Origin of the sequence: Ancylomarina sp. 16SWW S1-10-2, from assembly GCF_009669305.1 — a bacterium.
Lineage (GTDB): Bacteria > Bacteroidota > Bacteroidia > Bacteroidales > Marinifilaceae > Ancylomarina.
The window spans coordinates 172,665-197,577 of sequence record NZ_SADB01000007.1 but is presented as its reverse complement, the minus strand read 5'-3'; the positions used below and the strand labels follow the sequence as shown (position 1 = coordinate 197,577).

Annotated in this window: 24 protein-coding genes; 21 read left to right on the top strand and 3 right to left on the bottom strand. The window is 33.0% G+C overall.

The genetic code is table 11. The annotated features are described in order from the left end of the window. Positions 1–33 precede the first annotated feature (33 nt). The 3 genes from folP (at position 34) to EMN46_RS07815 (ending at position 2,395) form a co-directional block, all read left to right on the top strand. Positions 34–903: a dihydropteroate synthase gene (gene folP, locus EMN46_RS07825; RefSeq protein WP_229130304.1), complete on the top strand. Its 870-nt coding sequence runs from the start codon at positions 34–36 to the stop codon at positions 901–903. A gap of 116 nt (positions 904–1,019) precedes the next feature. Beyond that, positions 1,020–1,811, top strand: a complete 792-nt coding sequence (gene cdaA, locus EMN46_RS07820; RefSeq protein WP_154200242.1) for a diadenylate cyclase CdaA — start codon at positions 1,020–1,022, stop codon at positions 1,809–1,811. 203 nt (positions 1,812–2,014) lie between these two features. After that, a complete protein-coding gene (locus tag EMN46_RS07815) occupies positions 2,015–2,395 on the top strand; it encodes a hypothetical protein (RefSeq protein ID WP_154200241.1) in 381 nt (126 codons plus the stop codon). 398 nt (positions 2,396–2,793) lie between these two features. Here EMN46_RS07815 and EMN46_RS07810 read toward each other — a convergent pair whose 3' ends face one another. After that, complete coding sequence (locus tag EMN46_RS07810; protein ID WP_154200240.1) at positions 2,794–4,272, bottom strand: sulfatase; 1,479 nt, start codon at positions 4,270–4,272, stop codon at positions 2,794–2,796. A gap of 1,489 nt (positions 4,273–5,761) precedes the next feature. Here EMN46_RS07810 and tssD point away from each other — a divergent pair. The 10 genes from tssD (at position 5,762) to EMN46_RS20415 (ending at position 14,053) form a co-directional block, all read left to right on the top strand. Further along, on the top strand, positions 5,762–6,454 hold the full coding sequence (gene tssD / locus EMN46_RS07805) for a type VI secretion system tube protein TssD (RefSeq protein ID WP_154200239.1): 693 nt from the start codon (positions 5,762–5,764) through the stop codon (positions 6,452–6,454). Then, positions 6,454–8,427, top strand: a complete 1,974-nt coding sequence (locus tag EMN46_RS07800) for a hypothetical protein (protein ID WP_154200238.1) — start codon at positions 6,454–6,456, stop codon at positions 8,425–8,427. The genes tssD and EMN46_RS07800 overlap by 1 nt, the downstream gene beginning before the upstream one ends. Then, positions 8,417–9,160: a tetratricopeptide repeat protein gene (locus tag EMN46_RS07795; RefSeq protein WP_154200237.1), complete on the top strand. Its 744-nt coding sequence runs from the start codon at positions 8,417–8,419 to the stop codon at positions 9,158–9,160. The genes EMN46_RS07800 and EMN46_RS07795 overlap by 11 nt, the downstream gene beginning before the upstream one ends. Then, positions 9,157–9,879 carry a hypothetical protein gene (locus tag EMN46_RS07790; RefSeq protein WP_154200236.1) on the top strand — a complete coding sequence of 241 codons (723 nt, stop codon included), beginning with the start codon at positions 9,157–9,159 and terminating at the stop codon, positions 9,877–9,879. The genes EMN46_RS07795 and EMN46_RS07790 overlap by 4 nt, the downstream gene beginning before the upstream one ends. Positions 9,880–9,993: 114 nt before the next feature. Beyond that, positions 9,994–10,521: a hypothetical protein gene (locus EMN46_RS07785; RefSeq protein WP_154200235.1), complete on the top strand. Its 528-nt coding sequence runs from the start codon at positions 9,994–9,996 to the stop codon at positions 10,519–10,521. Positions 10,522–10,635: 114 nt separating this feature from the next. Then, positions 10,636–11,277, top strand: coding sequence for a hypothetical protein (locus EMN46_RS07780; protein WP_154200234.1), 642 nt, complete (start codon positions 10,636–10,638; stop codon positions 11,275–11,277). Further along, positions 11,278–11,811 carry a hypothetical protein gene (locus EMN46_RS07775; protein ID WP_154200233.1) on the top strand — a complete coding sequence of 178 codons (534 nt, stop codon included), beginning with the start codon at positions 11,278–11,280 and terminating at the stop codon, positions 11,809–11,811. A gap of 574 nt (positions 11,812–12,385) precedes the next feature. Next, on the top strand, positions 12,386–13,036 hold the full coding sequence (locus tag EMN46_RS07770; RefSeq protein ID WP_195715214.1) for a DKNYY domain-containing protein: 651 nt from the start codon (positions 12,386–12,388) through the stop codon (positions 13,034–13,036). A gap of 3 nt (positions 13,037–13,039) precedes the next feature. Beyond that, complete coding sequence (locus EMN46_RS07765) at positions 13,040–13,549, top strand: hypothetical protein (RefSeq protein WP_154200231.1); 510 nt, start codon at positions 13,040–13,042, stop codon at positions 13,547–13,549. 312 nt (positions 13,550–13,861) lie between these two features. Continuing rightward, positions 13,862–14,053: a transposase gene (locus EMN46_RS20415; protein WP_368667508.1), complete on the top strand. Its 192-nt coding sequence runs from the start codon at positions 13,862–13,864 to the stop codon at positions 14,051–14,053. 89 nt (positions 14,054–14,142) lie between these two features. Here EMN46_RS20415 and EMN46_RS07755 read toward each other — a convergent pair whose 3' ends face one another. After that, positions 14,143–14,388, bottom strand: a complete 246-nt coding sequence (locus EMN46_RS07755; RefSeq protein ID WP_154200229.1) for a hypothetical protein — start codon at positions 14,386–14,388, stop codon at positions 14,143–14,145. A gap of 424 nt (positions 14,389–14,812) precedes the next feature. On the opposite strand from EMN46_RS07755, the gene EMN46_RS07750 reads away from it, so the two are divergent. From EMN46_RS07750 to EMN46_RS07715, 8 genes are all read left to right on the top strand, one after another. Beyond that, positions 14,813–16,144: a TolC family protein gene (locus EMN46_RS07750; protein ID WP_195715213.1), complete on the top strand. Its 1,332-nt coding sequence runs from the start codon at positions 14,813–14,815 to the stop codon at positions 16,142–16,144. 63 nt (positions 16,145–16,207) lie between these two features. Then, entirely contained in the window at positions 16,208–17,491 is a 1,284-nt protein-coding gene (locus tag EMN46_RS07745) for an efflux RND transporter periplasmic adaptor subunit (RefSeq protein ID WP_154200227.1), read from the top strand. A 115-nt stretch (positions 17,492–17,606) separates the two neighbouring features. Next, entirely contained in the window at positions 17,607–18,365 is a 759-nt protein-coding gene (locus EMN46_RS07740; protein ID WP_154200226.1) for an ABC transporter ATP-binding protein, read from the top strand. Between the two features lie 23 nt (positions 18,366–18,388). Continuing rightward, a complete protein-coding gene (locus EMN46_RS07735) occupies positions 18,389–19,609 on the top strand; it encodes an ABC transporter permease (protein ID WP_154200225.1) in 1,221 nt (406 codons plus the stop codon). A gap of 41 nt (positions 19,610–19,650) precedes the next feature. Continuing rightward, entirely contained in the window at positions 19,651–19,980 is a 330-nt protein-coding gene (locus EMN46_RS07730; protein WP_154200224.1) for a hypothetical protein, read from the top strand. Positions 19,981–20,143: 163 nt separating this feature from the next. Then, positions 20,144–21,202 (top strand): sensor histidine kinase, encoded by a 1,059-nt coding sequence (locus EMN46_RS07725; RefSeq protein ID WP_154200223.1) that lies wholly within the window; start codon positions 20,144–20,146, stop codon positions 21,200–21,202. Between the two features lie 166 nt (positions 21,203–21,368). Further along, a complete protein-coding gene (locus EMN46_RS07720) occupies positions 21,369–22,103 on the top strand; it encodes a LytTR family DNA-binding domain-containing protein (RefSeq protein WP_154200222.1) in 735 nt (244 codons plus the stop codon). 376 nt (positions 22,104–22,479) lie between these two features. Beyond that, complete coding sequence (locus EMN46_RS07715) at positions 22,480–23,637, top strand: DUF6051 family protein (RefSeq protein WP_154200221.1); 1,158 nt, start codon at positions 22,480–22,482, stop codon at positions 23,635–23,637. Between the two features lie 286 nt (positions 23,638–23,923). On the opposite strand, the gene EMN46_RS07710 is transcribed toward EMN46_RS07715, so the two are convergent. Then, complete coding sequence (locus tag EMN46_RS07710; RefSeq protein WP_154200220.1) at positions 23,924–24,829, bottom strand: AraC family transcriptional regulator; 906 nt, start codon at positions 24,827–24,829, stop codon at positions 23,924–23,926. Positions 24,830–24,913: the final 84 nt, after the last annotated feature.

Below are 24,913 nucleotides of genomic sequence, written 5' to 3'. Positions count from 1 at the left end.
TTGTTCTGTTTTTAGACCGAAAATTATTTTCATATGCAAAAATATAAAACAAATTCTTCAAATCAGAAGATCGAATCAATTATGTGTGCTAAGAATTTAATATCCTTTGATAAACCTTTGGTAATGGGGATTTTGAATTTAACACCAGATTCTTTTTTTGATGGAGGACAATATATAGACACAGATTCAATTTTAAAACGAGCAAAGCAGATAGTGGATGAAGGTGCCGATATGATTGATTTGGGCGCTTATTCGACTCGACCTGGCGCAAAAAATATTGATGTAGAAGAGGAGTGGAGAAGAATGCAACCCGCTTTGGCCTGTATCCGAAAAGAATTTCCAAACGCGATTTTATCTATTGATACCTTTCGATCAGAAATAGTTAGGCGTACAGTCAACGAATTTGGGCTTTGTATCGTAAATGATATCTCTGGAGGTTTGCTTGATGATAAAATGTATGCAACCATTGCTGAATTGCAAGTTCCTTATATTATGATGCACATGAAAGGAACACCTCAAAACATGCAAACTCATACGGATTATAAGGATTTGATGAAGGAGATTGTCCAATTCTTCAGTAATGGAGTGAAGCAATTAAATGATTTGGGAGCTAAGGATATCATTATTGATCCTGGTTTTGGATTTGCTAAGACTTTAGATCATAATTATGAGATTATGGCGAAGCTAAGTGATTTTAATTCTTTAAAATGCCCCTTATTAGTTGGTATTTCTCGCAAATCGATGATTTATAAGCTAGTTGGTGGAGCGGCTAAAGATAGTTTAAATGGGACAACAGCTTTAAATATGACAGCCTTAATGGGTGGCGCCAATATTCTTCGTGTACATGATGTAAAAGAGGCTGTTGAATGTGTGAAGATTTATAATAAAATACAGTTTCAATAATTGAGATTTTCTTTTAAGGAATATCTATTATAAATTTCTACTTTTGTTAGGTAGGCATTTATCTAAATGCTCAACAATAATTATTATCAAGCCTAAATTGGCATAATACTTTATATATGCTCCTAGCTTTTATAACGCTAAGTTTTTTCGATGTACTAGATATTCTCTTAGTTGCATTTTTACTTTATCAAGTTTATATGCTGATAAGGGGAACTGTGGCTATTAATATATTTGTGGGATTATTCCTTTTCTATTTAATGTGGTTGATTGTAAAAGCATTAAATATGGAACTCCTGAGTAGTATTCTTGGGCAGTTTATTGGAGTTGGAGTTATTGCTTTGCTTATTGTGTTTCAGCAAGAGGTTCGTAAATTTCTACTTCACTTGGGATCTCGATATAATATAAGCCAAAAATTTTCAATTGAAAAATGGTTTTATACCGATGAAAAATCTGTTAAAGATAAGGAGATCGATGCTATAATTGAATCGTGTGAGCATATGTCTAAATCGAGAACGGGTGCTTTAATCGTTATTACAAAACGTACTAATTTATACAGTTTTGCTGATACGGGACAAATTCTTAAAGCTCGAATTTCGTCTAGTTTACTTGAGACAGTATTTTTTAAAAATTCACCATTGCATGATGGTGCTTTAATTTTGGATAATAACCGTATACTTGCCGCACGATGTATTCTTCCCGTATCTGATAATCCTAATATACCAGGTAGCCTCGGATTAAGACATAGAGCTGCTATTGGTATTAGTCAAATGACCGATTCTCATGTGATTGTTGTTTCGGAAGAAACGGGAAATATTTCTTATGTGATGGGTGGAAAAATAAAGGTGAAAATTAGCTCCAATGAACTGCGTAGTTTCTTAAATGCCGATTTCTCTAGCTTTGTTTCCTAAAGTATAAATAATGCGTTATTAGATAAATGAAGTCAGTTATTTATTAGGGGTAAGCTTTTATTTAAATATACTCTCAACATAATTTCTTTATGTGTATTAATAATTGACGAATAGGCTTGTATTAGTGATAAACATGTTACTATATATAGAGATTTTTATGTCAAGGTTATTACATTTATAATACACTATTACAAGCATTGTACATGATATATAAGTTTCTCATCATATTCCAATTAATTGGGTTTCTTTCTATAGTTCCTTCTTCTGAAGAGGCTAAAGTTAAGGCCTGGATTGAGATAGAAGGGGAGTTAGATACCATGTCGATAAGAGCTCTTATTGAGAATGATAGTGACCAAAATATGTTTCTGAGTTATGAATTAGAAACATATAATTATTCCCGTATAAAAGATAAAAAAACACTGCAAAAAGGTAAATTTAGATCTTTAAAAGAGTCTATTACTGATTTGAAAGAATCTAGACTTAACCTTAGATCAACACAAAAGTTATGTGTCCGGATTAGAGTTTTAAACGACAATAAAATTGTTGCTTCCGACTCGGTTGTATTTCAGGGGGTAAGTAGGTAAGTGCATTTTTTTGAATGATATATAATCCTCGTAAGTTTAAACTTGCGAGGATTATTTTTGCTCAGAAACTGTTTAAATGTCTTGTTTTCAGTATAACTAAATTCGTAATTAATAATTCATCATTCTTAATTATTTTATTCCCTCACAGAATTTCTTCAGTTCGTATCGCAAGCTTCATTTAAAATGGTGTAGATATCGTACTCGTTAAATTGGCTTAGGTTTTGCAACTGCAACTAAAATTATCGGCATACATATTCAGGTAAGAAAAATCGCTACACGAGCGCAAAAGGTTTGTTGCATAAGGCGTAAGTAATTTTGAGAAAAAACAACTAAAAAAAATGCAGTTTGAATGATAAACATCCAAACTGCATTGCTTTATGTATTATTAAATTACCTTATTACAAGTCAACACCTGTTCCTTGCATTGAATCATCATGATCCCACATTATAAGCCAAGGGTCACTTGTTTTTTGTTGAAATGTTTTCAATTTCGCTTTCATATTTTCCAAAACTTCAGCATAGTTCTTATCTCCAGCTAAATTTTTAGCTTCCCAAGGATCTACCGATAGGTCGAATAGCTCAAATTCGGCACGATTCAAATAATCCTCTACTTTTCTGGTTCCATAATACTCTTCGTGATTTCGATAAATGCCTTGCCAAGTAGACGAAGCCCAAAGATCTGATGCGAAAGGATACTCCAAACGATGGGCTATATTCCAAATCAATTTATAGTTACCATCTCTAACCACACGCATAGGGTAATACATGGTTATTTCGTGGAAGGTATGCGATGCATAAATCTCATTCCATCCCTTTGCTTCTGGTTTCCCAATTATATCCTTAAAAGAATGGCCATGAAAATCTTTAGCTTTATAATCAACATCTGCAATATCTAAAATGGTTGGGGTTAAATCCACCCACGATATCATAGCATTATTCTCTATTCCTTTAGCAGATACCTTAGGATCTTTAATGATACATGGCAATTGAATTCCAGGTTCGTATACTGTCGTTTTAGCTCCTGGAAAAGCCATACCATTATCCGAAATATAAATAATTACGGTGTTATCCATTTTTCCACTTGCCTCAAGCATGCTCATCAGCTTACCAAAACCTTGATCTATTCTCGATATACTTTGGTAATACTCAGCAATCTCTTCTCTACTTTGTTTTGTATCTGGTAAAAATTCGGGTACAATAACATCTTTAGGATCGTATACTATTGTTTTTACACCTTTATATCCTTCTTTCTTGTTCCCAAAGTTGTTGGGCATATCCCATTTTTCAGGTTTAAATGGAGCACCACGGTGCGGATCGTCAGTACAGAAATATAAAAAGAATGGTTTTTCGGAATTCAAGACATCACCACACTGTTTAGCCATCTCAACGGTATTACGTGGATCTGCTTTTAACACTTCCTGAAAATGATATACCGATTCTGGTGCTACATGGTATTTTCCAATACGAGCAGTTGCATATCCTGCTTCCTCCAAAAGAACTGGCAAAGATTTCACATAATCGAATGTACTAAAGTGATGATAATCGTGAACATGACCATACGATCCTGTTGCATGACCAAACAAACCTGTTAAAATAACCGAGCGACTCGCTGCACAACTTGCACTGGTACAATACGCATTATTAAACAAAACACCCTTAGAAGCTAATTGATCTAAATTAGGTGTTTGAATTACAGGATTTCCATAGCAACCCAAGGCATCTTTTCCATGATCATCCGACACAAAAAGAATAACATTAGGTTTTTGTTCTGCAGAAGTAGACAGACTCGTTTTAGTAGCTTGCTTTTTGCAAGAATACGTTAATAATAAGGCTGCACATGCTGCAACTAAGCTTAGTTTTGAAAAGACTTGCTTCATGAATTTATAATATTTTGTTTTAATGACATCTGATTTATTCGAATCTTAAATTAAGAATAATATAGAATACAAAGATTATTATTCGCTTTTACGAAAATTCTTGTCCTACTTATTATAGTCCGAAAATATCTATATCTGACATAAAACTTGTATTTATGGATTCATTTGGCGTATCTGTAGGTATAAATTGTGCTTATTCTTCAATTTCTATGGCAATTTTGCCCATTATTAACTATTGCTTTCTCAATATGTTTAATTCTATGTTTGTGAAGAATTATTCATTATTCCCATTCACAAATATGTTTCTATAGTGCAATTATCTTCATTTCATATCTAACAAGGCTCACAAAAGATACAACTGTAAAACAAAAGAATTACTTAAACGGAATTACCTCTTTAAATTCTAAATCGAGGCGTGTTGGTTCCTTACCAAAACTTCATAAATGGCAGTCAAGTATTCCTGATTTTGTAAAATACGTATTGATAAAATTAAGACCATTGAGCGAGATTGTATTCTTTTCGGAAAAGAACGCATTCCAATCAGCAAACAGTACAAATAGGTAAGTTAATGGCTTTAAAAGAGTCTACTATTGAGTTGTCAGAAGCTAGACTTAACCTTAGATCAACACAAAAGTTATGTGTTAGGATTAGAGTTTTAAACGACAATGAGGTTGTTGCTTCCGACTCGGTTGTATTTAAGGGTGCAAGTAGGTAAGTGCGATTTTTTTGAATGACATATAATCCTCGTAAGTATTGCTTACAGGGATTTTTGTTTGTTATAAGTGTCTTAAATATTTTGTTCCCAGCATAACTAAATCCATAATTCATCATTCTTAATTATTTTACCCTTTCACAGCAACTCTCCAACTCGTATCGCAAGCCTCATTTAATATGCTGTACATATCGTATTCCTTAAATTGACTTAGGTTTTGCAGTTGTTCACTAAAATTATCGGCATACATGTTCATTAAGAAAAATCGCTACCCGAAGACAGTATATTTTTAGCATAAGGCGTAAATAATCTCACAAACTTTGTAATAAGTTCTCAAATACCGACAGTCTTTTACTTTAACCTTTTATTCTTTACTTTATCCTTTTTCTGGGTTTTCCGTTTCTACTCCTTACTCGCTTGGGCTCTTTGCGTGGTAACACTTCAACCCCTAATGCTTGGCAACCTAATTTTACAGTAGTTCTCAATTATAAGTACTGTTTTTCTTGTGTTATAATTCTACGCTTGTCTTTTTTTGTTAAATAATTTTCAATTATTGGAATGTTACATGTTGGTATGTTTTTTATTACAAGATGTATATGCTGAGCTATGAGTTTTTAAAATAAAAATTATTAACAATAATCCATACCTGTTCAATGTACATAATTTAATTTTATTACCTTTACTAATCAGTAAAAGTAGTAAACAATAGAATACTGTTCTCCAGCTCAGGTTTTATGGGGAAAGTTATCATCCTTTTAAAGTTAAGCGAATTACAATATGAGTGTAAAAGGAAAAATGTATGTAGACGATATGGTTTACAACATACGAAGATTAGATTTTGGTTTCGATCAAAACATCAATACAAATGGTACTGCTTCCACGCAACCTTTAGGTGGATTATTCAATATAGAAGTAGAAAGTCCTAAGAATACCCATTTGTATGCATGGGGAGCGAGTAAGCTCGATATGAAGTATATCAAATTGGTATTCTCACCCGTAACACTTGCTTCCAAAAGCCGAACCATCGAGCTGTACGATACGCTCTGCATTGGTCATCACGATTACTTCTGTAGCACCAGTAAAGATCCAATGATAAGTATTCTCAAACTCTCTCCAGCTATCATCGTTCAAGATGGCCAAACCATGGTCGAAAAAAACTGGAAAGTGAGTGATTTGAGTGCCCAAAATACTGAGCCTACAGCTTTGCCAGAGAATCCTGAAATATTGGAATGTTTCTTTGAAGATGAACAAGGCAATGCTGTTTCAAGACCCAAAAAGGACCAAACTATTTTCTTAGTGGTTAATACAAAAGAAATGGTAGGCAAGGGAATTGATATTGACTTAAGCGATGACCGAATTGACTATGAATATAATGGATCTATTCTAGATGACGATTTAATTCATGGACTTAATGTTACTGCAGATACAATGAAAATTCAGTTAAAAACAATTAAACAAAGGAGATCATAATGGCTATAGTAACACAAACAGAGGGTGGTGGAAGTAGTGCAGATTCTGGTGGATTGCTGATGGATGAGTTTTTGCCAATAGTCAGTTTTAATAATAGTCAGTTTCTCGAAGATAATACAGATTTTGATGAGCCCACTTCGGTAAATGGCATTGAATTAGACAATTTATTGACAAATATATCTCCTGAAGATGATAAGGTATATACCATTAAAAACTGCAACGATGAAATTGTCTTGCCCTTTACGGTAATAAATGGTACTGGGGAATCATTAATGGATGAGGATGGTATTGTAAAAGTAAGCTTATCAGAAGAAACAGACGGAATAACGTTTAATCAGGAATCTTTTGAAACTGGATTTGGCAAAGAATTCAAGCTTATTATTACTAAAACGGATCCTTTATTAGAAAAAGAAGTTGAATTATTATTTCTAGCACGAGATAATGATGCATTATTTGATAATACAGGAGAACTTAAAGATGTATTGTGTGGACGATTAAAAATTAAGTTTATTAAAAGTATTGAATATGTCGATTTGGACATTAAAATTAATAATCTAGCCAATAACCAAGTTTTAGCACATGCAATGGTTGAGAGTTATAAGGTTGAAGGAGCCTTTACTTACGAGCAAAGTTTTTTACACGGACAGAAGTTACCTCAATCATCAAAACCAATAAGGAAAAAACAGGTGTATTTAAAAAACTTAGGTTTATATAGTGGTGAAATTGATGGAATCGATGGTGATGGTTCAAAAGCTGCTTTTGAAAGTTTTTGGAGTAATAGGGCTTATGATACAGATAAATTCACCCAAGAAGAGTTGCTAAAAGGGATAGAAAATGAACATGGAAATAGATGTACAGATGAAAATGGAGAAATTAAATTTAAAATATTAAAATCGGCATTAATAAGCTCCGACGTTTTATTAACAATTTGTCTAAAAGATATACAAAGTTCATTAACAAGCAACAACTATACCGACTCTATTGAGATTAAAATTAAGAAGAACACTGTTGTATTTGATTCATTCGATGGTGTTGATGTTTCGGATACAGGAATAGTAGAAATTAATGTTAATGCCCCATGTGCTTGTTCTAGAGGCTTAACTAAAATTGATTTTGAAAATTTAGCACCAAATGCAACTGCTTCCGATAGAGATACTTATTTAAAAGGTATAAATATTACTTGTAATGATTTTGGAATACATACCTGTTTAGAAAAGGCGCATTTTATTGCTCAAATTTTACACGAGTCAGCAAATCTATCAGCTACTACAGAAGGAAATGTATCAGCTACTGCTTATGGTGGTTTCCCTGGTAGAGGTTTAATGCAGTTAACCAGTGAATTAACTTATCAAGAATATGGACTTTTTGTTGGAGATGATTTTACATTAATCGAGAATAGGCAGAAACTTGAAACAGCTCCACATTCTTATCTTTCTGCTGGGTGGATTTATACAGAAGGTAAAAATAATTACCCTTACAATGCTGCCAAAAATGATGATTTTTTAGAAGTGACAGCAAGAATAAATGGTGCATTTAATGGGTTTAATGATAGAAAGACAAAGTTGACAACCTGTAAAAATTATTTAAGGGATTTATGTTCGGAGGGAATGTTGACTAATAACACTTATAATTTCGAAGATAGTGGAATCTCTTCAAATACATTATATAGTTTTGCTTGGGGAATATGGCACGATTCAAAATTTACCTGTAAAAGAGGAATTACAAAAGATGATGAAAAAGCTATAGAGGGGTATCAAAAGGTAATTGATTCTAACACCACTAGAAGGGATAATTATAATATGCTTACTGAAAATGAATTTAGTGATTTTAAGGTCACCGAAAATGGAATTGAGCATGTTTATTTAAAGACAGTAGCTACTCAACGAAAAGATTCTTTAGAAGGAGTTACTGAAGAAGAAAGCGATATTAATCTTACAGATAATGAATTAAATCCAAGCACAAATGAAGACTAATTTATTGTTATTTAAAGTTATATTATTTTTCACATTAAATATTTTCGCCATAGAAACCAATGCACAAAAGGATGTGGATTGGAGTAAAGTCTATGCGGATAAATACTTTTTTTCATATGAACGTTCTATGAAATCGGTAGTCATTTATGCTCGTAGAGATACAATGATTGAGGTTTGGGTTAATGGACAAAAAGATATGGGCGACTACTCAGAAGGGAGAGGTAAAAGATCAAGGCCTGATTATTTTGAGAGTTGGGATAATGGGGTCGGTTACCTTTTAGAAATGTATGGAGATGGTCGGTTAAATGTCAAATCAAGAGATAATGTGGGAGATGGATTAGAATATCAATATGATGCTGAAATGGAAGCCAATATATTTGGTAATATTGTACTTTATGATTGCTCCAATTTCTCTGTTGAAAAATTGGATACGCATGATATAAAACCTTATGAAATATTTAATTTAAATAATGTAGCCTACTATTTATACAATTTAGAACCTGATGAATGTCGTGAATGCGCCATCTCAATTTTGGAAAAAATAATAACACTAGCCCCTGAGGTGGAAGTGCTATATCTTAATTTGGGAGATGCCTATCTAACCGTCAATGATACAAATAAAGCAAAAGAATACTATAAGAAATATATCGATTTAATGAAAAAGAAGAACAAAGCAGTTAGAATACCTGTGCGAGTAGACGAACTGTTAAAAATTAAAACAAATATAGAATGAAAACTAATTTAAAAATAAGAAGCATATTTATTTTATTATTGTTCTTTATTAGTATTGAGTACACAAATGGGCAAGAAAATCAATACATTGAAGATGTATTTGCTGATAAGTATTTCTTTTCTCATGAAGAATCAAAGAAGTCAATAATAGTTTATGCTCGACGAGATACTGTAATTGAGGTTTGGGTAGATGGATTAAAAGATGTAGCTAAATATACAAACAATTTTATGGACAGATCTTTTTATAGTGATAAGAGTGAAGTAGCATATGAATTCTATGATCGAAGGATTTGTTCTGTTGCGGCTATATTTGATGGTGATGAATTTAGACCGCAAATAAATCCTCAGGTTTTTGGAGAGGTTACACTATACGATTGCTCTAAGGTTAACGATGAATATTGGGAATATATATCGCCAGAAGAAGTTTTAAACTTAAACAATATTGCGTACTATTTACAACAATTAGAAGATCCTAAATGTAATGATTGCATCATACTAATATTAGAAAAAATAATAAAAGCTTCTCCTACTCGTATTGTTGCGTATTTAAATTTAGGTGATGCTCATTGGAGCAATAAGAATTATACTAAGGCCAAGTCTGCCTACGCCAAATACTGTGAATTAATGCAAGCAAAAGGAAAAAAAACTAAAATTCCTAAGAGAGTTTCTGATAGAATGAAAATATATTATATTCCATTTGAAATCGGATTTGAAAAATAGAATCAGCCTACGTGAATAAAATAACAGTTCTAATTATTTTTTGAATACTTATTATTCAATGCGCTAGCTCTAGAATCCAATCATATGAAAGTAGAAATTGCAATTGAAAAATAAATGAAGTCAGCTTACGTACATAAAGTAGTAGTCATACTCCTATTTTGGGTGTTTATCATTCAAAGCACCTACTCTTGTGTGCAAACCAATATGCAAGCCATACAATTTATCCCGAAAGAATTTAGTGATATAGAATCAAAGTTTGATACGAATGCAGAGCATTCTTTGACTCCATTTTACCCTCATTTTTTTTGTGAATTGAATAATATTAGAATCAATGCTCCTGAAAAAATAATTGTTACAGCAATGGATTCTAGTTCTAAGCTTATTATTCCTTTGTGTGGTTTTTGTAGTTTGTCAATTAAAAGAGCTATGAAATATGTGGATCAAGAAGCCTATTTAATTCACATAAAAAAAATAGAGGCGGAAGATTGGTTTTGTGGAGAAATTAGGAAGCCTGCTAGGCCTTATAATTTGGAGGAAGAGCCAGTAAATGAAGAGGAAAGACAAATTGAAATTGAAAAGGCGAAGAGCTATACTGACGATGAATTGGATGAAGGGGGGGGGCTGCAGAAGCTTTTAATGTAGATGTGTTGAAGTTTGTACAATTTGTTCCTGAATCGGGTACATATGAAATTTATGTGAGTACAGTTGGTCTTGAGTCGAACCATATGCAAGTAGAAATTATAATTGAAAAATAAGATGAAGTCAGCTTACGTACATAAAGCAATAGTCATACTCCTATTTTTGGTGTTTATCATTCAAAGCACCTACTCTTGTGCGCAAACCAATATGCAAGCCATACAATTTATCCCGAAAGAATTTAGTGATGTAGAATCAAAGTTTGACACGAATGAAAGGCATTCTTTAACTCCATTTTATCCTCATTTTGTAAGTGAATTTAATGATTTAGCTATCAATGTTCCTCAAAAAATAATTATAAGGGCAATGGATTCTAGTTCTAAACTAATTATTCCTCTGTGTGGTTTTTGTAGTGTGTCTATAAAAAGAGCTATGAAATATGCAGAACAAGAAGCCTATTTAATTCATATAAAAAAAGTAGAGGCGGAAGATTGGTTTTGTGGAGAAATATGGAAGCCTGCTAGGCCTTATAATATGGAGGAAGAGCCAGTAAATGAAGAGGAAAGACAAATTGAGATTGAAAAAGCGCAGAGTTATACTGATGATGAATTGGATGAAGGGGGAGGGGCTGCAGAAGCTTTTAATGTGGATGTGCTGAAATTTGTTCAATTTGTTCCTGAACCGGGTATTTATGAGATTTATGTGAGTACAGTAGGTCTTGAATCGAACCATATGCAAATAGAAATAGCAATTGAAAAATAAATGAAGTCAGCTTACGTACATAAAGTAGTAGTCATACTCCTATTTTTGGTGTTTATCATTCAAAGCACCTACTCTTGTGCGCAAACCAATATGCAAGCCATACAATTTATCCCGAAAGAATTTAGTGATGTAGAATCAAAGTTTGATACGAATGAAAGACATTCTTTAACTCCATTTTATCCTCATTTCGTAAGTGAATTTAATGACATTATGATTAATACACCTCAAAAAATAATCGTCCCAGAAGTAGATGCAAGTTCTAAACTTATTATTCCTTTGTGTGGTTTTTGTAGTGTATCCTTTAAAAGGATTGCTAAATATATTAAGCAGGTATCATATTTGATTCATATAAAAAAAGTAGAGGCGGAAGATTGGTATTGTGGAGAAATATGGAAGACTCGTGTCGATAATGAAGTAATCGATACTGAAGATGAAGAGGAAAGACAAATTAAGATTGAAAAGGCAAAAAGTTATACTGATGATGAATTGGATGAAGGGGGGGGGCTGCAGAAGCTTTTAATGTGGATGTGTTGAAGTTTGTACAGTTTGTTCCTGAATCGGGTTTTTATGAGATTTATGTGAGTAAGTCAGGTCTAGAATCCAACCATATGCAAGTAGAAATTGTATTTGAAAAATAAGATGAGGTCAGCCTATGTACATAAAGTAGTCGTTTTACTTATATTTTGGGTGTTTATCATTCAAAGCACCTACTCTTGTGCGCAAACCAATATGCAATCCATACAATTTATTCCTTCATCATTTCCCTATCAGGTGTAAAACGAACACCTTTACTCTTCAATAATTGGGTACAAACATGTAGTTTTATGGATTACTCCAAAGATGTATATTTTTAAAAATGGCAATGGAAATGCATACAAAAAGATGTTTTTAGTAATTTAAATCCAAATAATGGAACCTACAATATTTACGACCAACATTTTCACACAAGTTCTAATGGAAGTCTAGAAGATTTAATGGACGGATTACGAATACAAACTAGTTGGACATTTGCAAATACTTGCTTAAACAGATTTAAAAGAGGAGCAAATCAGTCATGGGATGCGACGAATACTAATTTATTTAAAATTCAACGAAAATGAGGATATGTGTGTGTGTAATAGTATTAAGCTTTTTTATAGCTTGTAATAATAGTCCAAAATCTAAAATAGTAGTTGAAAAAGAGAAGGTTTTAGTAACAGAATGGGGGGGGATTGATTCGTTAGGGAGTATGTATTTGACTTTACCTGATAGTTATTATAAAAAAGAAAAAAAAATCATCGTATCCACAGTAACAACCAAGAGTGGTCATAAGGTTAAAGTTGATAGTTTGATTCAGATTAAATCCTTTATCCCCATTTCAAGCTTAAAAGAATACGCCTTCAAGACTAAAGATAAAAGACAATTAGAATATGAGCACTATGATTTGTTTACTGATAGTATAAGGGTCTTTCATTGGTATTATTGTAGACAAGAAAAAACCGAAATATTGAAGGAATTCTGTTTTTTTAAAGACTTTCAGATATTAGATTACTGTTACTTTAAAGTAAAAGATGAAATTTACTACTATAAATCAAAGATAGAAGGTGCTGATACGGCTACATTTCGCACTTTTCTACGAATGCAGAATAAAAGTGAATGGCCTGCAACTCTTGCAAGAGATAAAAATCATATATACGGAGGTAGTTTAGTTCTGGAAAAAAAGAGAGCACATGAGAAGTATTTCTTTTATGCAGATTCGCTACAGCATTTATTAAAATAGACCATGAAATTTATCATCATATTTATAACTGTTTTTGAGATATTTTCGATCTCTGGGTACTCCCAAAATCAAGCCTACTCGAACTATTTACTAAAGTTAGATAAAAGTAGAATAGAGTTTAGTGTTAAATATGCCAATGCAAAAAATAAGGATTCTGTTATAAAGGAAGCTAAAGAGTTTTTGTTTCGAAGCTATCAAAGTATTTTTGAATATTGGTATGGAACAAAATGGGATTTTAATGGAACCACCCGAATACCTGGACAAGGAAGAATTGCTTGTGGGTATTTTGTAACGAATACCTTGGTAGATCTTGGTTTTAACATCCCCAGAATAAAGTGGGCACAAGCTGCTTCCGAAGTTTTTATTACAAAATTAGTCGACCGAAAAGATATCAAAAGATTTAGTAATCAGAATGTTTCCGATGTACGAAAGTATTTACTTTTAGGAGGTAAAGGAATTTATTTAGTTGGGCTAGATCAGCATGTTGGTTTTGTGTTGGTGGACTCAAACTAGATGAGGTTTATTCATCCTAGCTACTATTATCCCGAAAAAGGAGTTATGTCCGAAACGCTTAATTCAGAAAATCCATTTAAACATTCTAAATACAGGGTGATTGGTAAGCTATTCTCCGATAAAATGGTAATTCACTGGATGAATAAAATGATCTATTAGGTGTACTATTTAAGTAAGTCTATTTTTTTATTGCGTTGTTACTGTTTACCACCAATCGAATTCCCTTGCCTCCAGAGTTTTCGAGAGATTGAAAGGATCTGCCGTATATTGAAGTTTGCGAAGATCAAACTTAATCCCTAATGGACGAAATTAATAGCCTTCTTCAAGCGAATGATCCGAAACAAAGCATATCTCTTCAATTTTTTATCAGATCCATCAATTCCCCCAGACAATAATGCTTTCGAAAGAGCTATTCGAAAAGTAAAAGTAAAAGTAAAACAAAAGGTCAGAGGTTTTTTCAAATCATTTAAGGGTTCTGAAAATTATGCAACCCTTAGATCATGAATTGACACGGCTTTAAATCAAGGCATAATTCACTGGAATAAGCTTTGTGAAATTGCAGCTCTATAGTAAACTGAATAGTTACAATTGTTTTATCTTCTCACAGCAACTCTCCAGCTTGTATCACAAGCTTCATTTAAAATATTGAATATATCGTATTCGTTAAATTGGCTTAGGTTTTGCAGTTGTTCACTAAAATTATCGGCATACATATTCATGTAAGAAAAATCGCCCCCCGAAGTGAGTAGATTTTTAGCATAAGGCGTAAATAGTCTCACAAGTTCTGCTATAAGTTCTTCTCTACTCATTTGCTTGTGTATGGCTGATAAATCGATCATATAATAATGCTTTTCTGTTATTAAAAACGAGCTTAAATCTAATTAAATATTATGGTCTATGTTGGTTTAGCTTGGTAATATGTTTTTTAAGCTTTTTTTTTTATAAACCCTAATTCATAAATTTCTTTTATGGATGCAGCTTGCTTTACAATAAAGGGAATAGATCAAACTTATAGCCTGTTTTCACATTTCATTCATCGAATAATTAATGTCATTCTTCTAGACTTTACTGTTATCAGTCTAAAGTTATTGTGAGACAGATGTGAATAGTTCAAATTTGCTATTGTAAAAATATGATAGAAGAATAAATATTAGAGTTTTATTATTTGTTGAACTCATGAATTCGAAAAACAGAATATACTGAGTTCATGATGATTTAATTCCAATTTGAAGAATAAATAAACTGAATAAAAAATTAAAAATGATGGATACTTTATTAAAATCAGGCTTGCTATTGTGTTTGAAGATAAGTTTATTTGTACTTCCTGTAAATGCACAGGATAAAGCCTTTACCCTTAATAATTGCATTGAATATGCATTGGAGAACAATACGACTATTGGTAGAGCTAATAACAATATAGAGAGTCAAAAATCTTATCTGGAACAACGAAAAGCAGCACAAGGACCAGATTTGTCAATATCGGCAGCAGATACCTGGTCGTCGAGTAAATCTCATAGTAATACCTATGGTACATGGAGTAAAAGCACGGGGACAAATCTTTCAGTAGGTTTGAATTCAAGTGTTACTCTATATAGTGGTGCATCTCTTAAAAACGCCATCAATCAAGGAAAGTTAAATCTTTCGGCAGCCGAAATTAATGTGAAAACCCAGAAAGAACTACTTTCTTTGGATGTATTAGCTGCTTATATTGATGTTATGAAAGCCAAAGAGCAGGTTCAAAATAGTCAACTACAAGTTGAAATTACTCAAAAAGAACTGGATGAGGCTAGTATTCGTAGCAAAGCTGGTGTAATGGCTCCTGCTGATTATTTGAATATTAAATCGGAATATTCCTCAAATAAGGCAGCTCTTGTAAGTTCTCAAAGTGACTTGAGAATAAGCCTTGTTTCTTTAATGCAATTGATGAACATGCCAATAAGCAGTACTTTTGATATAGAAGATGTAGATTTGGAAGCTTTATTACAGGAAAATCCAATTACCGATCCAACATCAGTTTATACCCTTGCCATAGGCTTACAACCTTCCATTAAAACGGCCGAGCTCGATGTGGAGAGTGCTGATTTTGATATTAAACTGGCTAAGGCTGCAGCTTTACCAACTTTGAGCTTAAATGGAAGTTTATATAGCTACTACAATCACGATACGGATGTAAATTTTAGTGGACAGTTATCACATGCTATCACTCCTTCGTTGGGTTTGTCATTATCTATTCCAATTTTTCAGCGCAAAACAGTTAAGAATAACATAAAACAAGCTGCGATTCAAAAACAAGCTTACGAATTTGATTTATTAGATATTAAAAATGATTTACGTAAGGCAATAGAACAAGCTTGTACCGACGCACAAACCGCTAATATGACTTTTGCCTCTTATCAGGAACAATTAGAAGCGGAACAAGAATCCTATAAATTGGCTAAGAAAATGTTTGCCGAAGGCTTGCTTAGTTCAACGGATTTTCTGACTTCTAAAAATAACTTATACGAAGCTGAAATCAATCTAACGTCTTCGAAATACAATGTGCTTCTTGAAAATGAAATTATAGAATACTATATGGGAGAAAACATAGGCTTTTAGCTTTATTTCTCTTCGATTTTAGGCAGAATAATTAGATAATTAGTAAAATAAAAAGTTCAAGATATGAATAAGAAAAGATTAATTTATGCATCTGTTGTGGCCCTAATAGCTGTAGCGGGAATTGTGTTTTTCCTTACAAAAGACAGCAATTCAAGTTATATTTTTGACACTGTAAAAGTCGCTCGTGGTACTATCAGTAATACAGTAACCGCTACAGGAACTCTAGAAGCTACCGAAACTATTGATGTAGGTTGTCAGGTGTCGGGTGTGATTGAAACACTTTATGTGGATTACAATTCGATTGTGAAAAAGGGACAACTTATTGCAGAATTGGATAAATCTACTTTGTTGTCGACACTTAAAACGGCCGAAGCTCAGTTGGAAGAAGCCGAAGCTGATTACGAATATCAAGGTAAGAACCTAAAGAGGATGAAAACCTTGTTTGATCAAAATGTTTTAGCAGAAAGTGAATACGACCAAGCTGTTTATACTTATAAATTAAGTAAAGCCTCATTAAAGTCGGGACAAGCAAGCGTAGAAAAAGCCAATCGTAATTTAGGTTATGCCAGTATTTATTCCCCAATTGACGGAATTGTGAAGGATGTAAAAGTGGAAGAAGGAAATACCGTAACCGCTGGTTATAGTACGCCCGAGTTGTTCATTATCACCAATGATCTTTCCGAAATGCAGGTTGAAGCCGATATTGATGAGGCTGATATAGGACAAATTAAATTGGATCAGCGAGTAGAATTTACTGTGGATGCTTTTTCTGATGATACTTTTACGGGTAAGATATCCGAAATTCATTTGGAGCCTACCGAGGAATCAAACGTAATTACATATACTGTGATTATTTTGGTTCAAAATCCAGATAAGAAACTTAAACCGGGTATGACAGCTAGTATTACAGCCTATGTTCAGGAAGCAGAGAATGTTTTATTGGCTTCAGGTAAAGGTGTTCGTTTTACACCTGATAGGGAAATGATGAAGGAATACATGAGTAGTTTGCCCGATAATCAAAAAATGGAACATCCTAATGGTGGAAAAGGCAGGGTAACTGGTATGAGATCATCTACTTCAGGTGAAAGACAAAGACCGGCTGCAATGGCAGAAGAAGATGATTCTCACAAAACATTTTGGATTAAAGAGGGCGAAATTATTAAACCGGTACAAGTGGAAATTGGGATTAGTGATGGAAGTCAGATTGAAATTTTATCGGGATTAAAAGAAGGTCAGGAAGTGGTTGTATCTATGAAAAAAGGTAAAGCAGAAGAAACAACGGAAGTAGAAGAAGAAAAGGAAAGTAATCCTTTTGCACCAACTAGACCAGGACGCGGAAAAAAATAGCATGTTCACAGCTAATGGGTGACAGAGAGCAAGGTTTATCTATAGTATAAACAGCGTAATTTTTAAGTGTCTGTTGCTTTTAAGTGAATTGGATTTTAACCAAATATTTTGGAAAATGAGTAATAATTCGATTATAGAAATAAAAAACTTACATAAGAACTATCAGGTTGGTGACGAAATTGTAAGAGCTCTACGTGGTGTAGATCTGACAATTGATAAAGGAGAATTTGTTGCCATAATGGGTACCAGTGGTTCCGGTAAATCAACGCTATTAAATATTTTGGGTTGTTTAGATACAGCCTCAGAGGGAGATTATTTTTTGGATGGTAAAAATGTAAAAACCTTAAAGAGAAACGAATTGGCCGAGATTAGAAATACCAAGCTGGGTTTTGTGTTTCAATCCTACAATTTGTTGCCACGAACCAGTGCTTTGGAAAATGTTGAATTACCCTTGCTATACAACGGGGCAGTGAATAGTAAGTTACGACGAGAAAGAGCGGAGGAAGCTTTAATTGCTGTGGGGCTAAAAGACAGAATGAAGCATTTGTCTAATCAAATGTCAGGAGGACAGCAGCAGCGTGTAGCTATTGCGCGTTCCTTGGTGAATAATCCGGTGATTATTTTGGCAGACGAAGCTACAGGAAACCTTGATTCTCGTACTTCTTTTGAGATTATGGCCTTGTTTCAGGAACTAAATGAAAAGGGTATTACCATTGGATTTGTAACCCACGAAGCGGAGATTGCTCGTTTTACAAAGCGAAATGTAGTTTTTCGAGATGGTAGACTTATAAAAGATATGATTGTGAAAGACCGAGGTGATGCCAAACAATCTATTCTTGATTTAAAAGATGATGATTATAACTTTTCATCCTAATCACACATTGAAAAATAAGAGATATGAAGATTATTAATCTGTTAAAAATAGCCATTTCGGCTATTAGACGAAATAAATTGCGGTCCTTTCTTACCATGTTGGGAATTGTGATTGGTGTAGGAGCTGTTATTACCATGCTAGCCATTGGTCAGGGATCAAACGAAAGCATTAAAAGTAGTATTGCTTCTATGGGTACAAATCTTATTAACGTGATGCCTGCAAGTCGTAATAGAGGTGGCGTTCAGCAGGGTAGAACAAGCTCGCAAACCCTAAAAGAAAAGGATGTTGCTTACCTGTCTAAAAATTGTACGATGGTTACAGCTATCTCTCCAGAAATGAACACTTCGGGACAGGTGGTTTCTGGTTCAAATAACTGGCCTACGAGTATTAATGGTGGAAATGAAGAATATATTACAATTAAGAAATATGAGATTTCTTCGGGGCGATTTTATACGGCCAAGGAAATTAAAACAGCAGCTAAAGTTTGTGTTTTGGGTCAAACTATTGTTGATAATATTTTCCCCGATGGGACTGATCCGATAGGACAGACCGTGCGTTTCGAAAAAATTCCCTTTAAGGTGATTGGTGTATTTAAAGAAAAGGGCGATAATACTTTTGGCGACGACCAAGATGATGTGATCTTGGCACCTTACTCTACCATCATGAAAAGGATTACTCGCGAAACGTATTTGCGAGCCATTGTATTTTCGGCAAAATCGGAAGATAAAATTACCGAAACCAGTGCCGAAATTGAGGAACTCTTGCGTAGTAGTCATGGATTGAAAGATGCTGAAGATAATGATTTTGAAATCAGAACTCAGGAAGAACTCATTAGTAATTTTGGATCCATATCGGAACTTTTGGTTGTTTTATTAGGTTCCATATCGGCCATATCCTTATTGGTAGGTGGTATTGGAATTATGAATATTATGTATGTGTCTGTTACTGAAAGAACACGTGAAATTGGCCTGCGATTAGCAATTGGTGGAAAAGGGAAAGACATTCTATGGCAATTTTTAATTGAAGCCATGCTTTTGAGTGTTTTTGGTGGAATTATAGGTGTTCTATTGGGCTATTTAGCCTCCTTTATTGTTGAACATGTCATGAACTGGCCCGTTTTAATCACCGAAAGTTCTGTTGTAATGTCCTTTATGGTATGTACATTTATCGGTGTTTTCTTCGGTTGGTATCCAGCCCGAAAAGCATCGGCTCTCGATCCTATTGTTGCTTTGCGACATGAGTAATTTAATTTTCAATATATTTATAAACTTTAAATTTTAGTAAAATGAAAAAATTTCTTTTTATTGCATTAGTAGGTTTTATGACCTTAAACGTAAGTGGACTAATGGCTCAGGAACGACCAGAGAGAAAACCACGACAAGAGCAAGTAGAAACACTTACTACCAAACAAATAAAAAAAGTAAACAAAATTTTAGCTAATTACGATAGTGAATCTTTGACTGCCGATGATGCTAAAGCTCTTATGAAAGAAATAAGAGAGGCCAAAATCCCTGGAGGAGAAGGCGTTGAAAAAGCATTCGATGAAGCTGGTTTTGATTTTGAAAAAATTAAAGAACTTGCACCACCAGCAGAAAGACCTAATAGAAGACGATAAGAATTCTTATTAGAGTACAGTAAAGCCCATTAGGTAATTTATAAATATCGAAAGTTATTAAATTATCTACTGGGCTTTCTCATTTGAATTATTAAAACACAAAAGCAATAAAATCATTTAGTGCATTGTATCAGTCATTCTTTAAAAATAGTAAATTTACAATATGGAAATTCCTAAAAACAGAATAGAAAAGTGGTTGCCACATATGATTGGCTTATTACTTTTTATGATTCTTCCAATTTTTGTGTTTGACAGTAATAATGATCGAGCAATTTTTTGGATTTATAGTTATTACTACCAATTAAGCATTATGATTGTGGCGTTCTATGTTAATTATCTAATCATTACACCTCATTTCTTCTTTAATAAAAGGAAGGTATACTTCTTTGCTGTTTTATTGCTCTTTGCATTTACATTACTTTTTGCTTCACAGCACCTTTACGATTTATTTCAGCTAGATAATTTAAGGCCTTTGAAAATTATAGAAGGCAAAGAAATTCCTCGCAAAAATGCCTTGGGTTTGCACCCTAAATTGGTTGATAATTTTTTATTATTGATTATTGTACTCGGATTTAGTACAGGCATGGCAAATCTACAACGTTTGACACACAATAAAGAGGAACAAAAAGAAATAGAAAAGGAACGCCTTAATACGGAGCTAGCCTTTCTGAAAATTCAGATTAGTCCACACTTCTTTTTTAATGCTTTAAATAATATTTATGCACTTATAGCCATTGATGGGGATAGGGCTCAAAAATCGGTAGAAAAACTTTCTGGTTTGATGCGCTATTTGATCTATGATTCGGATATTAAACGGATAGAGCTAAGTAAGGAGTTTGAATTTACCAGAAATTACATTGAGTTAATGCGACAACGTTTAAACTCTAAGGTTACTTTAGATGTTGATATTCAGGAGAATGTTGTGAATGTAACGATTCCTCCTCTATTATTTATTCCTTTTATAGAAAATACCTTTAAGCATGGTATTAGCTATCGTGAAAAATCATTCATAAGAATTTCGCTTACAACAGAGAATAATAAGCTTAAGTTTTATTGTGAAAACAGTATTTCATCGCAAAGTTCGCAAGAGCCAAATAAAAAGGGTGGATTAGGAATTACCAATGTAAAGAAAAGACTTGATTTAATGTATGGAGATAAGGCCAATTTAAAAATGGATATTCATAACAATACATTTATTGTAGAATTAGTCATCCCCATTTAGTTTGTCTCTATTATCTTTACCAGCCTTAGAATTTTTGGATTTGGTTTGGATAGAATTTTAATACACAAACTCTTTGATGATCGATTAGGATGTGGTTTTCTAGTCTTTTTTGGGTGATGATAGGGGAATTAGTAGTTTTATTGAATAACGAGCATAAATTGAAGCGATGAAGAAAATTACCTGTATAGCAATTGATGACGAACCTTTGGCATTAGGATTAATGGTTTCACACATAAAAAAGACCCCTTTTTTAGAACTTATGGGTGAATTTGATAACCCCATTGATGCCATGGAATTTCTTCAAGATCATGAGGTTCAGCTTATTTATTTAGATATCCAGATGCCTGATTTAACAGGTGTTGATTTTGCTAGAACACTTCATGGCGATAATAAGGTGATTTTTACCACTGCCTACGAAAAATATGCAGTAGAAGGTTTTCAGCTACATGCCCTAGATTATTTATTGAAACCTGTTAGTTACGAAGTTTTTTTTAAAGCAGCGATTCATGCAAAAGAGCAATTTGATTTAATAGAATCTGCCTCCAATACATCATCAGAAAGTGAAATAAGCACAAATAATGATTATTTGTTTGTGAAAGCCAATTATCAGATTCGACGAATTAATTATCAGGATATTATTTATATTGAGGGATTGAAAGATTATGTGAAAATTTACCTGGAATCGGAGAATACACCTTTGGTTATTAATGCAACCATGAAATCGTTCGAAGATAAACTCCCCAAAGAAAATTTTATGCGTGTTCATCGTTCCTTTATTGTCAATCTCGAAAAGGTGACAACCATTGAACGATATCGGATTGTTTTTGGTAAAGAGCACATTCCTGTTAGTAGACAGTATAAAGAGGGTTTCGACGAATTTGTTAAAAAGAAGTTTCTATAACCTATCCTGATTGAGGTTTAAATGTGCCTACATCGTCGAATACAAGTCCATTTAATTTCCAGCTTAAGTTTGTTAATTGAAAGCCCACATACAGCCATACATTCATGAAAATTTGTTTGTGCAATGCATTTTACCGACCTCTAAAGATAATTATGAGGAGTTGATGTACTTATAGTTTAGCGAATTGTATTCTATTTGAGGATATAATTATTAATAAAAGATATTGTATTTTGATAGATTAGATTTTATAAAACTTATATGTAAGATGTTGTTGGTGCTTAATACTAAAGCTGAATTAGCTTCAAATTTATAGGAAAACCTAACATAAAAAGCAATCAAAATTTTTAAATTTGTTAGCGTTTTAAACAAAGGAAATATGAATGACGAAATTGAATTGAAAGAATACAAATTTGAATCTTTAGCTTATAAAATACTTCCTGGAGTCCTAGACTATCATTGTACTACGCATAATAAAGATTTTAAGCATAATCCTCCTTTTTTTACTGAGGTTGGAACCATTGAAGATAATGTTCATATTAAGGATATTTGTGTTGAAGAAAACCGTTTTTTCAAATATCATATCGTAAAACCAAAAGGCATAAATACTTCCAAAAAGGTAATCTTCTTATTTCATGGTTTTAATGAAAAAGATTGGAACAAATATTTACCATGGGCAAACTCTATTTGTGAAGGTACGGGGAGTAGCGTCGTTTTATTTCCAACAGCATTTCATATGCAGCGAGCTCCAAAGCATTGGAGTAGTAAAAGAGATATGTACTCATTGAGCGAGCAGAGAAAACAAAGGTATCCTAATATTTTACAATCAACGTTGTCAAATGTTGCCATTAGTATGCGTTTACATTCAATGCCACAGCGTTTTATATGGTCAGGTTTACAAACCTACTATGATGTTCTTCAGCTAATTGAAGAATGTAAAGCGGGTGAGCATGCTTATATCAGTAAGGATTTTGAATTTGATTTTTTTGCCTATTCAATTGGGGGATTTCTTGCTCAAACCCTTAAATTAACGAATCACAATAATTATTTTTCTAATACGAAGGTCTGCTTGTTTTGTAGTGGTGCAACATTTAATCGTTTATCACCAGTTTCTAAATTTATTTTGGATAGTGAAACTAATGTTGCTTTGTATTCATTTTTAGTTGAACATATTGACAAAATTTTACAAAAAGACGATCTACTTAATCATTATATGAAAGAACATTTGGAAGGAAAAATATTCTATTCATTGCTCGATTATCAGAAGATAAGAATTTTTAGAGAGGGATTGTTGAAAAAACATGAAAATGAAATTTATGCCATAACGCTTAAGAAAGACAGTGTCATACCATCTTACGAAGTAATTAATACCCTAAAAGGAGCTTATCGTGATATTGATATTAAAGTAGACGAACTAGATTTTGATAGGGAATACACTCATGAAAATCCATTTCCAACAAGCAATGTAGCATCAAAACAGATTGACGAAGATCTTAAGTTTGTATTTAAAAAGGTTTGTGATTTTTACAATGAATAAGCATTCATAATAATTTATGTTTGCAGTAAATTAGTGCGTTGTAAGTTTATGATTAAAGTATTATTAGGCAAACAATAAATAAATAGGAGTGAGGATTAATTGGCTACAGAATGAGACATTAATTGGATATATTTAGAATAAAGATGATAAAGTCGATTTATTAAGGGAAGGTTTTATCCATTAAAAATGGGAGGCGATTTATTTTATGATTATTGCTTCGATCCTAGCCGTAGATCTATAATGTTTCAATTTTCTATGCTGCTAAATGCCAATTTCTCTTAATCCACTAAACTATTCTTTGTTTTTTTCGAAACTGACTTGCTGTGATTCCTGTATTGCGTTTAAAAAATTGATTAAAATTAGCCGCTTCATTAAAACCTAGAGAGTCGGCAATATCAGCTATGGATTTTTCCTCTTGGTGAAGTAGTGTTTGAGCATACAAAATCTTATAATCAATAATAATCTTCTGCGCACTTTTACCTGTAGCCTTTTTTACGCATTCCGTAAGGTATATTGGGCTAATATTCATTTTTGAAGCATATTCGTTTACTGATAAAAACGTATTGTCGTTCGAAAGAATAATTTGTTCGAATTTAGACATGATGGCATCATAACGATTCATGCTTATAATTCCTTCGTTGTTCTTAGTTATTCTTTTTATTTTATACAGAAAAACGAGCAGTAAAGATCTTATAATCTCTAAACTATGCATCTTATTGCTTGTTGCCTCCCTATACATTTCTGCTGCAATGGGCAAAATTTCCGCAAAATCATCCTTGGTCAAGTAGTACAAAGGTAAAGTGTGAATCTTAAAAAAAGGAAATTGATTTTGTACTTCATAAGTTTGATTCAAATTTTCGAAAATAGAAGTTTTAAAGTTGATTACATATCCCTCATCATTATCATCTTCTTTGTTTTTACCATAACTTATGGTCTGAAAAGGAGAAACAATGGCCAAGCCATTCGTCATTTTATTAAATGTTTGTTCACCTATCCTTATTTTTTTAGTGTGGCGTGCTAATATTGCTATTTCAAAAAAATCTCTTTTATGAGGTTCTAAATACTTATCATCAGGTTTCTTCTCATTTATATTTCTCTCACTAATCGATTTGATATAAAATCTATTAGAATAGTCGTTGATATCATCATTGTTATTTAAAAAGTAAGTTTTAACGTTATCATAGATCTCCATTGCATCTTCATTTTTTTCAAAGATAAGTAAAAACCTAAATAGTAATCTATTTTACCCAAATTACAATATATAATATAGGATTCT

Bases quoted from the DNA above. Each gene is read 5' to 3' on its own strand.
- folP (WP_229130304.1), top strand. From the start codon at position 34: ATGCAAAAATATAAAACAAATTCTTCAAATCAGAAGATCGAATCAATT.
- cdaA (WP_154200242.1), top strand. From the start codon at position 1,020: ATGCTCCTAGCTTTTATAACGCTAAGTTTTTTCGATGTACTAGATATT.
- EMN46_RS07815 (WP_154200241.1), top strand. From the start codon at position 2,015: ATGATATATAAGTTTCTCATCATATTCCAATTAATTGGGTTTCTTTCT.
- EMN46_RS07810 (WP_154200240.1), bottom strand. From the start codon at position 4,272: ATGAAGCAAGTCTTTTCAAAACTAAGCTTAGTTGCAGCATGTGCAGCC.
- tssD (WP_154200239.1), top strand. From the start codon at position 5,762: ATGAGTGTAAAAGGAAAAATGTATGTAGACGATATGGTTTACAACATA.
- EMN46_RS07800 (WP_154200238.1), top strand. From the start codon at position 6,454: ATGGCTATAGTAACACAAACAGAGGGTGGTGGAAGTAGTGCAGATTCT.
- EMN46_RS07795 (WP_154200237.1), top strand. From the start codon at position 8,417: ATGAAGACTAATTTATTGTTATTTAAAGTTATATTATTTTTCACATTA.
- EMN46_RS07790 (WP_154200236.1), top strand. From the start codon at position 9,157: ATGAAAACTAATTTAAAAATAAGAAGCATATTTATTTTATTATTGTTC.
- EMN46_RS07785 (WP_154200235.1), top strand. From the start codon at position 9,994: ATGAAGTCAGCTTACGTACATAAAGTAGTAGTCATACTCCTATTTTGG.
- EMN46_RS07780 (WP_154200234.1), top strand. From the start codon at position 10,636: ATGAAGTCAGCTTACGTACATAAAGCAATAGTCATACTCCTATTTTTG.
- EMN46_RS07775 (WP_154200233.1), top strand. From the start codon at position 11,278: ATGAAGTCAGCTTACGTACATAAAGTAGTAGTCATACTCCTATTTTTG.
- EMN46_RS07765 (WP_154200231.1), top strand. From the start codon at position 13,040: ATGAAATTTATCATCATATTTATAACTGTTTTTGAGATATTTTCGATC.
- EMN46_RS07755 (WP_154200229.1), bottom strand. From the start codon at position 14,388: ATGATCGATTTATCAGCCATACACAAGCAAATGAGTAGAGAAGAACTT.
- EMN46_RS07750 (WP_195715213.1), top strand. From the start codon at position 14,813: ATGGATACTTTATTAAAATCAGGCTTGCTATTGTGTTTGAAGATAAGT.
- EMN46_RS07745 (WP_154200227.1), top strand. From the start codon at position 16,208: ATGAATAAGAAAAGATTAATTTATGCATCTGTTGTGGCCCTAATAGCT.
- EMN46_RS07740 (WP_154200226.1), top strand. From the start codon at position 17,607: ATGAGTAATAATTCGATTATAGAAATAAAAAACTTACATAAGAACTAT.
- EMN46_RS07735 (WP_154200225.1), top strand. From the start codon at position 18,389: ATGAAGATTATTAATCTGTTAAAAATAGCCATTTCGGCTATTAGACGA.
- EMN46_RS07730 (WP_154200224.1), top strand. From the start codon at position 19,651: ATGAAAAAATTTCTTTTTATTGCATTAGTAGGTTTTATGACCTTAAAC.
- EMN46_RS07725 (WP_154200223.1), top strand. From the start codon at position 20,144: ATGGAAATTCCTAAAAACAGAATAGAAAAGTGGTTGCCACATATGATT.
- EMN46_RS07720 (WP_154200222.1), top strand. From the start codon at position 21,369: ATGAAGAAAATTACCTGTATAGCAATTGATGACGAACCTTTGGCATTA.
- EMN46_RS07715 (WP_154200221.1), top strand. From the start codon at position 22,480: ATGAATGACGAAATTGAATTGAAAGAATACAAATTTGAATCTTTAGCT.
- EMN46_RS07710 (WP_154200220.1), bottom strand. From the start codon at position 24,829: ATGGAGATCTATGATAACGTTAAAACTTACTTTTTAAATAACAATGAT.